We start from the raw sequence: 11,906 nt of genomic DNA on the forward strand, positions 1-11,906 counted from the left end.
TTTCAAATTCCATGTATTATTTTCCTCAAATTGATAATAATAATGATATAATCGGAATTTGTAATTTAGAAATAACGCTAACAATTCCTCCTTATAAATATAGAATGAAATCAGGGGCAGGTATGTCCCTTTTTTCTGCCCCCATTAAATTTAATTTTACAGATCTTCTAAAACAATTTTCCACTTATCAAATTTTTCTAAAAACGCTGCAGTATAAGCAGGACTTGTGGAAGGAAGCCTGCGGTATTTCAGATCTCCCTTTTCAAACTTTGCTTTGACATACCTTTTAAAAAGAGTTTCTGCAGGAGATCCGTTAAAATAAATAGATTTGATCCGCGGATAGTCGTTAAATAAGCTTACAAAGTCATTTGCCTTTGGGTTCTTTATATCTGAATCAAGGCTTCCCTCCCTATCACATGCCTCAAGAACGTCCCACAGTGCTATATGATGCTCAAGAAGAAATTTCTTTTTCTCATTATAGTCAATAGCAAGCTCTTTATCAAATAGAGAATAAATTATCCGCCAAAATGCATTTTGTTTGTTCCCGTAGTACTCTTGTTTCCTAAGTGATTGTACTCCGGGCATTGTTCCTAAAATAAGTATTTTACAGTTTTCATTTATTATTGGTTCAAATGAATATATCATATTAAGCTGCTTCATTCCTCTTCAATTATTGCAACCGCCCTTACCCAACCTGCACTTGCTGCCTTTATTTTAACTGGAAAACAAGAAAATATGAATCCAAATGGTGGCAGCTGTTCCAAGTTTGTAAGCTTTTCAAGATGACAATAACCATGCTCAATACTTGCAAAATGCCCCTCCCATATTATAGATGAGTCACCTGTTTGAGCAAAGTCCCTTGCTATTATTGGAAGAGGTCTGTCCCAGCTCCATGCATCCGTTCCTACAACATTAACACCCCTTTGGCACAGCCAGAGCGTTGCCTCTTTTCCCATTCCACAGCCTTTAACAAGATATTCCGGTTTGCCCCAAAATTTATCTGCCCCGGTGTTAATAAGAACAATATCGCCCTTTTGCAATTGGTAATTTATATTATCAAGGGCCTCTTCCATATCCTTTGCTGTAACGAGATAGCCATCGGGAAAATGCCTGAAATCCAGCTTAACCCCATTACCCATGCACCAATCCAAGGGTATTTCATCTATAGTCAAGGCTTTCTGCCCATCACTCATTTGAGGATGATAGTGCCAGGGGGCATCCAAATGAGTCCCTGCGTGGGTTGCAAGATTAACCAGCTCAATAGCCCATCCTTTTCCATTCGGCAAATCCTTCTTGGTATCAATCCCAGGAAAAAATTCCGCCATTTGCATTGCCCCGACATTATGGTTAATATACTGTATGCTGGGTATCATTCCAGGAGGATCTGAAGGCAACCCATCTTCTATTGCAATGCTTAAGTCTATGAACTTTCTTTTCATTCCAATACCACCCTTTCTATTCATGTAAGGTATTTTGTATACTTTTGTTATTATTTCATATTATAACATTTCTTTATAAATATAGAAAACAAACTATGGATATCCAAGAAATAAAATCACTATTTATGTATACTTCTCATTAAATCTCAGGATAATCTGCCGACACCTTGTTAAAATGTTTGGCTGCAATAATTACATCACTCATATTTATTGCTCCGTCAGAATTCAAGTCACAACCGGCATCATACTTCACATCATTTTTTACAGAACTGAAAGTTCTGGCAATTTGTATTACATCCGTCATGTTAATTGTATTATCTTTTATACCGTTCACAGCTATATCCCCTGCCCACATGGAGATGGGAGATGTAACTGTTGAGATGTTTATGTTGCTTGTTACTTTTACATTGGTAAGCTCTCTTGTCAGAAAACCGTTTTTGCTTATCGTTAACTTATAGCCTAAAGAAGAAGCCGGTATACCTTTTATTTCAAATGCACCATTATTATCAGTCATAGCTGATAGACCGATACCTAAAATTTCAACATAAAACCCTGACAGCTGCTGTTCAGTTGCACTCTGTATGCTTACAAAATCAGGTGATATGTAACCTTTTATTGTATAACCTGAACCTGATGGTGTTGCTGTCGGCCGACCTGTTGGAGTAGGTGGCAGTGAAGAATTGGATACATTTGCTTTAAATGGAGAAGCAGGCAGTCCATCTTTATTATAAAGGTTACCAATAGGATTGCTTGCCCACGAATATCTCACTTCCACCGGGCTAGCCACTGAAGCTGCCGAAACTAAAACGGTACCGTCATCTATGTTTGCATCAGCCCAGACAAACTTACCATCGGAGCCTGCTACCGCAAAACCTTTTACTGCTGAACCTGAGCTAAACTCAACAGGATCTGTCCCAACTTTAGTGCCTGCTGCAAGCCCGCTTCCAGTATGATCAAATGATATCCTTATTTTACTTCCTTCTTTTGTTAGCGATCTAAAGATAGGACCTGAGTATTCTATTGTTTTTCCATAATACTTACCCAAAGCACAAATTGCAGCCCTAACACCAACATCCACCTTGTTCTTCGGATGTATATCCTCTTCCCCTATATCAGCTGTAACTATAAGTCCATTATTCTCATCCCCCTGAACAGTTTTTAGTTGTGCTTCCCTTATTGTGGCATAAGGTGCCATCTCTACAGGTAAAGTCTGAACTTTCTGATATCCGGGCAACTGCACTATCATAACAGGTATTTCACCTATGCCGTAGTTTTTACGCCAATCGGAAATCATTGTCGTAAGCATACTCTTATAAAGGTAATCAAATTGGGTATTTGATTCGCCCTGGTACCAAATAATTCCCTTTATATTAAATGGCATAACAGGTGCTACCATACCGTTATAGAAACCGTTTGGCGATGATGCCTGGAATCCTGCCGCCTCAGGAGTTGCCAAAAACGCTTTGTATGCTTCATTGCCTATCCAGCTCTCTATGAAGGAACCTCCCACTGCTGAACATACTATACCCACCGGAACATCCAGTTCCTGGCTAAGTTTTCTTGCGAAATAATATCCCACTGCTGTTAGATTTCCTACTGTTGTGGGGGTACATTGTGTCCAATAACTCACATATCCAAATACAGTCTGAGGATCTGATGAACTTTGGTAAGGTGTTGTAAAATATCTAATATTGGGATAATTTGCTTTTGCTGCCTCAGCAGTGCCATCACCTGCATTAGGCAGCTGCATTGCCATATTTGACTGTCCTGCACAAAACCATACTTCTCCAAATAGGATATCCTTCACAGTAACAGTTTTTGATCCGGTAACCTTCATCTCATAAGGTCCACCCTTTGGAAAAGGCCCGATCTTTACCTGCCATTTTCCAGAACCGTCCGCTACACCTGTAAATGTTTTTCCCCCAATCTCAATGGTAATCTTCTCCCCTGATGAGGTCCATCCCCATAATGTATCAACTGTATCTCTCTGCATAACCATATGGTCTGTAAACAATGGGTGTAAAAAGGGTTTGTCTGCAGCCTTGGCCACTGGCGGCAAAGTAAAGGTGGAAAACAGGAAAATAAAACTCAAAAAACAAATCATAATTTTTCGCAATCTCATGTACACATCCTCCTAAATTATCTCTATAGATACCGAACTGTAAAGTTATATATCAATTCGGTATCTATAACATGTCTATAATTACAGTCCATATTTAAATTATATAATACTAATTTGATCCAGAAAAGATTATGCTGTTGAGTTGAAAAAATTATACTAAAACTCCTATAATTTTATAAAGCCATACTTTCCATCTGATTTAACTTTTATAAGGTCTTTTGCAACAACTGCTGCCTCTTCGAAATTATAAGGTACAACTACATTCCCATTCTTGTCGATTACTCCCCACTTACTTTCCTTTTTCACTGCTGCCAAGCCCTCTTCAAACAAGGTTACTCCGTCAAATTCATCATAAAACTTTTGTTTTCCACACTGATCAACGCAAATCCATTTTCCATTTTCCTTAACCCAGGCATAATCCTCCCAAAAAGCAAATGATTCGCACTCATCATATTGGGGTGCTGCAAGCTCCCTGCCATCATTACCAATAAATCCAACCTTTCCCTTTTCAATTACAGCAAGGACTTTACCGCCCCGTCCAATCCCATCATATTCCCGGCTTACAGGTTTAAATGAATTTGTGCTTATAAGCTGCATCCGAGTTCCCTTTTGGACAATAGCATAGCCTTCCTCAGGTATTGGAACTATAGTTTCATATACGGGTTGCAACAAAACTTTACCATGTTTATCTATAAGACCTGCCTTATCACCCTTGTAACAAACAGCAAAACCATGATTGAACTGTTCTACCCGGTCATACTTGCAGGGTATGGCAACCTTAAAATTTTTGTCTGCAAAACCCCATATTTTTTTTACATTCCTGTAAGGCCTCATCCCTTCCGATAAATACTCATACATCTCCCCTTCCTCATCCCTGCTTTCCCATGAAAATATTTCGCGGCCTTTCTTATTTACATATCCCTCAGTCATATTTGGGCCAAATTGACCATCCTTGCCTTTATGTAGAATTACAAACTTTGCTTCCTCATCATAAAAGGGAAACAGATTGGTGTATTTAGGCTGTGCAAGAATTCTCACGCTACCGCTTTCAACCTTTATCATACCTACCAAATCATCTTTTATTATTTGTAAAATATTTATTTTTTCCCAGGAGCTATCATAACGCCCGAAATCAATTGCATCATATGCAGGTTTTATAATCCATTCTCCATTTTTACCGATGAATCCATATTTATTATTCAGCATAGCCGCAGCTACACCATTGTGAAATTCAGAGCAGTCATCATATTGTGGTGTAATAACAATTTCACCCGCTTTGTTTATATATCCGGATTTTCCGCTTACAACAACCCTAGCGAGGTCATCACTAAACCCAAAAGCATCGTCAAACTTAAAATCTATAACCGTTACCCTTGCATATCTATGTATCCCCACTTTCCGTTCTTCTTCACAGGTGCCAGACCTTGTGAAAATCCGGATGATGCACTTGATGCACCTATATAATACCTTGTCTCATCATACATGGCATCTGTAATAACTCTGCCATGGGTATCTATAAATCCATGCCCCACATTATCCCCATCAATCTTTTTGGTTCCTATTATGCCATCTACAGGCATATCGCACTGATCATATTGAGGATCTATAGTAAAGTTATAATTTATTTTTTCATTTAGCTGAACTTTGTCAATTTTTTCAACAACTGCTGTTTTTGAAGGCGTTAAACTTATACCTTGATCCTTGCTAGTATCCTGACATGCTGGAATATATAACAACATCACCATCATGATGGAAATAGTCCTTATTTTTTTCATCCCTAAAATCCCCCTTTTATGGTGTAAGAGGTCGTTTTTCATATATTTTCTTCACACATACTTATTATAATTTCTATTAGGCTCCAAAAGGTTATAAAATGGTTACAGATTCATAAACAAATTATTCTTCCTTTTATGGAACTTTTCTTATTATGTCTTCGTCAAATTTGATATTATATAGGTATGACTAAAATATCAATTCAGCTATAAAACAACACTATGATTTCCAAGTACCAAAGAGAGAGGAGATTTCTATGTTTAAAAGAATTATTTCAAACTTATTAATGCTGTGCATACTGGTATCCATAGCCATTCCCGCTACAGCAGCAGATAGAAGCAGCACAACCGATACATTTAAAAGCGGCTTTAGTTTAACACCGGTTGATACTGATTCTACAGGTATATCACCTGATACAGGTTTTACCCTTTCATCTCAAAATGATGTCTCATTGGAAGTGCTTAAGTCAGCCCTTTCAATTGATGGCGAACCGGCACCATTAATTACTGCATCAGGCACAAAAAAGTTTAACATCACACCATCAAGGCCTCTGTTTGAAAACAGCCTCTATATTTTCCGCCTTAAGCTTGAAAAGGAAATAACATGGTCCTTCCAGACCAGGCAAACCTTTAGGATACTAGGAACACTTCCTACCGATCAATCGGTTAATGTACCTGTAAACAGCGGCATTGAAATCAATTTCAGCCACGAGGACTTTAGTGATATCGGAAACTTTTTTGAAATATCTCCAAAAGTTGAAGGCAGGTTTGAAATACACAAAAAGACCGCTGTATTTGTCCCTAAAAAGCTTGAAGAGGGAATACTCTACACAGTAAGGATAAAAAAAGGATTAACACTAAAAAATACATCAAGATCCATTGATGAAGATTATGTATTTACATTTGAAACCTATAAAAAATCACAAGAAACAGATGAGACTAAATATAAGGGCCATATATCCTACATAAGAAATGTTTATGATTATAAAACAAATACTGCACCACAGCTCCCAATAAGCTTTTATGTCAACAATCGTGTTTATAAAGAAAAAACAATTGATGTTTCAACTAAAATATATGCTTATAAAAGCTTTGATTCATTTTATGATGCACTAAATAAAAAACTCAAAGCACCCGATTGGGCAATTTTTAACGGTAATTATACCAATTTTATACCGGTAGACAATCTTGATACCGTTCAAACCTTTAAGCAAACTCTTGAAGTAAAGGATTATGATTATGACAACCCTCAATATATTTCAGTGCCTAAAGAATTGCCTATGGGCTATTATGTAATTGACAGCTACTGGAATGATATGAGATTTCAAACATTTGTACAAATCACAGATACCTGTACTTATATTATGAAGAGTAATACGAAGACATTGGTTTGGGTAAATGACCTGTCAACAAAATTACCTATTGAAGGTGCTAAAGTCTCATATAGCGATAAAAGCGGCTCCTACCTTTCAGATGCAAAGGGTATCGCTCAATTTGATACACCTTTTGCAAAACCGAGCAATGATTATAAATACACACCTCAGTTAATTACAGTATCTACCAAGGAAGGAAACAAATCAGTGTTTGAGTGCAGTTCCTACGGCGGTGAAGCAAGAGAGCAATATTGGAGCTGTCTGTATACAGATAGGGCTATGTATCAACCGGAAGATACTATAAGTCTATGGGGCTTTTTGAAAAATAGGTACGAAAAAGAGACAATAAAGGAACTGACAGTAGAACTTAATAATGGCTATAGATCCCAGGACCCTATATTAAGGAAGACCATTGATGTTTCAAATGGTTTTTATGAAGCCAGTATTAAGCTTCCTATGCTCGATGCAGGAGGATATAACCTCCAGATAAAACATAAAGATTTATCAATTTCCAGTACATATGTCAGTGTTTATAAATATACCAAACCATCTTACAAAATAGATATCACAAAGGATAAACAAGCCGTTTTCCCAGGAGAAGAAGTAAATTATAGCATAAAGTCATCTTTCTTTGAAGGAACAGGGGTCTCAAATCTCAAATTAAATTATTTTATACAGGACTACAGCTTAGGCGGGGGCAATAAAACTGAGAGCGGTACAACCGATGCAAAAGGAATTTATAGCATCAAATATACTCCGGTTTTAAAGAACAAAACACAGGGTCAACAAGGCGTATCCCTTAATATCCGTGCACTTTTGCCCGAAAGCGGAGAAATATCCGAATCAGACTACCTTACAGTCTTTGTTAACGATATAAATGTAGATTTATTAGGCGAAATAAAGGATGGAAAAGGTACTGTCACTGCAGCTGTCAATAAGATAGTTCTTGATAGGTTAAACAATGGTACCGCAAAGGATAGCAGTGATTTTCTAGGTACTCCGGTTGGAGGAAAAAACATTTCAGGTACAATATATAAAAACACCTGGGTAGAAAAGGAAGACGGAGAATATTATGATTTTATAAACAAAGTTACTCAAAAAAAATACAGGTACGAAATGGTAAAGACCGCAGTTAAAGATTTATCCATGACAACCTCAGCTGACGGTAAAGCTTCATTTGCCTTTGATGCTCCTAAAATCGACAATTCGTATTATACAGCTGAATTAAAATGTATGGATAACTCCGGAAAGGAAATGAATTTTGAAGTTTATATTGGACAGCGTTATGAATTTAAGAGTTACCCAATGTATGACGGTTATAACTTTGACGGAGGCAAAGATTCCTACAGCATTGGAGAATCAATAGACCTTACTCTTAAAAAGGGTAAAGACAATCTTCCTGAAGGAAGTTACCTGTTCATTAAAGCACAAAACGGCATTAGAGAATATACGACTTCTACCAAGCCCTTATATAAAGGCTACTTCACCGAAAATGATATACCCAATGTATCTATAAAGGCAGTATATTTTGACGGCAGGTCATACAATATGTCAAGAGAGTTTTATGCACTATACAAGTATGAGGACAAAAAACTTCTCCTTGATGCTAAATTAGATAAGGACTCATACAAGCCTGGTGAAAATGTCACAATCAAGATAAATGTAAAAGATTTAAACGGAAAGGCTGTAAAAGCTTTTGTAAACAGCAGTATTGTTGATGAAGCATATCTAAAACTGGCAGACCAAAGTGCAAATCTTTTGGAAACCCTTTACAGCCAAGTTAGTTCAGGCATTAGTGCTGAAACCAGATCCCACATATTCGCATCAAATGTTGGAGGACTTGGCCGAAGTGACGAAAATGGTGCAGCCGCAATGCCTACATTAGATAAGCAATCATCACAAAAATCCGAAGCCAAAGCAGACATGGATGGCGGTCAAAGTTCAGGAAACTCTGCGACAGTCAGGCAGGATTTTCGCGATACAGCTCACTTTGAATCTGTTATGACAGACGAATCAGGTCATGCAGAGATTAAATTCAAGCTCCCTGATAATGTAACATCCTGGAGAGTCACTCTCGGTGCAATATCCGAGGACCTTCATGCGGGAAGCGATAAAGTAAATATGAACGTGTCACTGCCATTTTTCATAAATTACAGCTTCAACACCACTTATATTGAAGGCGACAAACCAGTAATCGGTGTTAACGCTTATGGCGATAGCCTTAAGGAAGATGATGTTGTGTTGTTTGAAGTATCAAGCACAAGAACCCCCAACCTAAAGGTTTCTGTTGCAGGCAAAGCCTTCGAAAGAGTAAATATTCCGTTATGGAATTTTACTGAAGGTATTCAAGATCTTATTATAAAAGCTTCTACCAATAGCGGATTGGAAGATTCACTAAAACATACTGTTAACGTGGTAAAATCTTACTATGAAATTGACAAGGCAGTTTATTTTGATGTTAGCCCAAATACAGGCATAACAGGAGGCAAATCAGGAAATACAAGAATTATTTTCAGGGATAAAAGTCAGGGAAAATTCCTTTCAGAACTTATAAGCAGTTTCTATTCCGGAGGTAACAGGATAGACCAGAAGGTTTCCCAAAAGCTTTCATCTGATTTGTTGTTAAAATACTTTAAGGATTATAAGTTTATGCCTTATAGTGAAGCATTTACTTTAGGAGATTACCAGAAATCCGATGGCGGGCTTAGCCTTCTTCCCTATTCTCAAAGCAACAGCGAGATTTCAGCAAAACTTACACCCCTTGTTAAAGATTATGTTGATGTATATAAGTTAAAAAGCTACTTCAAAACGCTTTTAGACAGCAGCAACATATCAGACAGAATTTACGCAATATATGGGCTGGCAGCTTTAAAAGAGCCGATTCTATTAGATCTGGAAAAAGCAGCTGCTATAGACAACCTTTCTTTGAAGGATAGCATATATCTGGCACTTTCATACTGTGAGCTGGGTGAAACAGATAAGGCAAAGCAGATTTACGATAGCAGGGTTTCAAAATATGTTGAAGAATATAAACCATTCTTCCTCATAGACACCGGAAACGATAAGGATGACATACTTGAGCTTACTTCAATATGTGCTTATCTTGCTTCAAAGCTTGGGATTACCCAGAAAAACGGATTGTTTGAGTACTGCATAAAAAATCATTCAAAAGAGGTTTTGTTAAGTATTGAAAAGCTGCTTTTCATCATCAATGAAATTGATAATTACAGTACTAAGGAAGCAACTTTTACTTACAACTATAATGGTGAAGAAAAAAATATAAACTTAAACAAAGGTGGCTACTACGTGCTTGAACTTCCATCCGCGAACCTGTCTGGTTTAAGGATTAGTGATGTTCAAGGTGATGTATCTGCAGTATCCATTTTTAAAGAAAATGTTATCGATATCACCAAGACCGATAAGTCAATATCTGTAGACAGAAAGTACTTTTTAATTGACGGAACTCCTGTTAAATCAAATAATTTCAAGCAGGGTGATATGGTAAAAGTAAAGATAACCTGGAGTTTAGGTTCAAAAGCATTTGATGGAGTTTATGAAATTACTGATTACCTACCGTCAGGTCTTAAGCCAGTAGAAAACTATACCGACTCACCTTACTATTTTAGAAATATGGACGGTCAAAAAGTTAAGTTCTATGTTTATGACAATCCGTACTTTAAAAACAACTATGCAGAATTTGAATATTTAGCAAGGGTTGTAAGTCCTGGAACTTATACTGCTCAGGGAACGGTAATACAGAGCGGTAAATCAAAAGAAAGCATAAACACAGGAAAAACTGAGATTGTAAATATAGATTCGAATGGTGAAGTAATATCTACCCCCATTGATCCAAACGGTATCAAGGTGCAAATTTCCGGAAGACCTGTTATATTCGATTCACAGCCTGTTATCAAATACAGCAGAACCCTTGTACCATTAAGGTCCATATTCGAAGTACTTGGAGCAGATGTAAAATGGGATTCAGAAACCCAGACAGTAACAGCTGTGAAGGAAGGTAAAACCGTAGTGCTTACCATAAATAAAAAGGAAGCATCAATTGACGGTAATAAAACGTCCCTGGAAGTTCCGGCAATGGTCATAGGCGGCCGTACCTTTGTACCGACAAGGTTCATATCGGAGAGCATGGGTGCTAAAGTCACATGGAATGCTGCAAAGAAGACAGTTTTTATAGATAAATAAGGATAAATAAATTTATAATAAAAATCCGGCTAGGATGATCAACTCATCATAGCCGGATTTTTATTTTAACTTTTAATCAGCCTTCCTTTAATCTAAAACAATGCTTTCAGTCTATTTAGTTGTATATTATAAATATAAATGGTAGAATAATTCCAACAAAATTAAGAGGTAAAATTCTATGAAAATTAAAAGGCCTAAAGCATTTATAACATTGTTTGCTTTATTGATTATATGCTTAATTTATTTCTATATTCAGAATAATTTTATACAGCTTACCCATATTGAGATACATTCACCTGACATACAAAACGAAATAAAAATAGCACATCTTTCTGATTTGCACGGCAAAGAATTTGGCAGCAATAATCATAAGCTAACAAGTAAGGTAAAGGATTACAATCCTGACATCATAGTTTTTACAGGCGATCTAATTGATAGAAGCGGAAAGAATATCAAAGAAAGCGTATCTTTTCTAAGCGAACTAAATAAATTCCGCCCGGTTTATTATGTGCCAGGTAATCATGAGCACTGGTCAGGCAAATCCGAACTTGTCTTTAAACTTCTGGAGGATAATGGAGTTAAAGTTTTAAGATGTGAAATGGGAAACATCAGTATAAAGGATACAAAAATTGCTATTTTAGGGTTGGATGAGACAACATTTAACAACAATACGATAGATGAAAGCCTCAATAAGCTTGAGAATACTAAAGCTTTTAAATTATTGCTTTCTCATTACCCTGAAAATTACTCTCACATCTATAAGTATCGCAAAATTGATCTTGTTCTATCCGGTCATGCACACGGCGGTCAGTTTATTATACCTTTTGCCGGCGGCTTATACGCACCAGGCCAGGGTTTCTTTCCAAAGTATTATAAAGGCATATACACTGAAAACGGAGTTAATCTTGTTGTAAGCAGAGGCCTTGGAAATAGTGCTATCCCTGTAAGGATATTCAATAGACCTGAAATAATAGCAATAAGCTTGAAGTCTTTATAAGCA

The 11,906-nt window shown here is 37.0% G+C and carries 7 protein-coding genes; 2 read left to right on the forward strand and 5 right to left on the reverse strand.

Going from position 1 to position 11,906, the window contains the following annotated elements:
* Nucleotides 1–156: 156 nt before the first annotated feature.
* From Bccel_RS10090 to Bccel_RS10110, 5 genes are all read right to left on the reverse strand, one after another.
* Nucleotides 157–660, reverse strand: coding sequence for a DNA-deoxyinosine glycosylase (locus Bccel_RS10090; protein WP_036947099.1), 504 nt, complete (start codon nt 658–660; stop codon nt 157–159).
* Nucleotides 657–1,439: a cyclase family protein gene (locus Bccel_RS10095; protein WP_036947102.1), complete on the reverse strand. Its 783-nt coding sequence runs from the start codon at nt 1,437–1,439 to the stop codon at nt 657–659. The genes Bccel_RS10090 and Bccel_RS10095 overlap by 4 nt, the downstream gene beginning before the upstream one ends.
* Nucleotides 1,440–1,578: 139 nt before the next feature.
* A complete protein-coding gene (locus Bccel_RS10100) occupies nt 1,579–3,561 on the reverse strand; it encodes a sialate O-acetylesterase (RefSeq protein ID WP_050753340.1) in 1,983 nt (660 codons plus the stop codon).
* A 165-nt stretch (nt 3,562–3,726) separates the two neighbouring features.
* Nucleotides 3,727–4,956, reverse strand: coding sequence for a WG repeat-containing protein (locus tag Bccel_RS10105; RefSeq protein WP_050753341.1), 1,230 nt, complete (start codon nt 4,954–4,956; stop codon nt 3,727–3,729).
* Nucleotides 4,929–5,336, reverse strand: a complete 408-nt coding sequence (locus Bccel_RS10110) for a WG repeat-containing protein (protein ID WP_050753342.1) — start codon at nt 5,334–5,336, stop codon at nt 4,929–4,931. The genes Bccel_RS10105 and Bccel_RS10110 overlap by 28 nt, the downstream gene beginning before the upstream one ends.
* Nucleotides 5,337–5,590: 254 nt before the next feature.
* Here Bccel_RS10110 and Bccel_RS10115 point away from each other — a divergent pair, with 254 nt between their 5' ends.
* Together Bccel_RS10115 and Bccel_RS10120 are read left to right on the forward strand one after the other, a co-directional pair.
* A complete protein-coding gene (locus Bccel_RS10115; protein ID WP_050753343.1) occupies nt 5,591–10,906 on the forward strand; it encodes a stalk domain-containing protein in 5,316 nt (1,771 codons plus the stop codon).
* 178 nt (nt 10,907–11,084) lie between these two features.
* The gene (locus Bccel_RS10120) at nt 11,085–11,903 is read left to right on the forward strand and encodes a metallophosphoesterase (protein WP_036947108.1); all 819 of its coding nucleotides are present in this window, start codon (nt 11,085–11,087) and stop codon (nt 11,901–11,903) included.
* Nucleotides 11,904–11,906 lie beyond the last annotated feature (3 nt).

The sequence above is a fragment of the Pseudobacteroides cellulosolvens ATCC 35603 = DSM 2933 genome, assembly GCF_001262605.1.
GTDB lineage: Bacteria > Bacillota > Clostridia > Acetivibrionales > DSM-2933 > Pseudobacteroides > Pseudobacteroides cellulosolvens.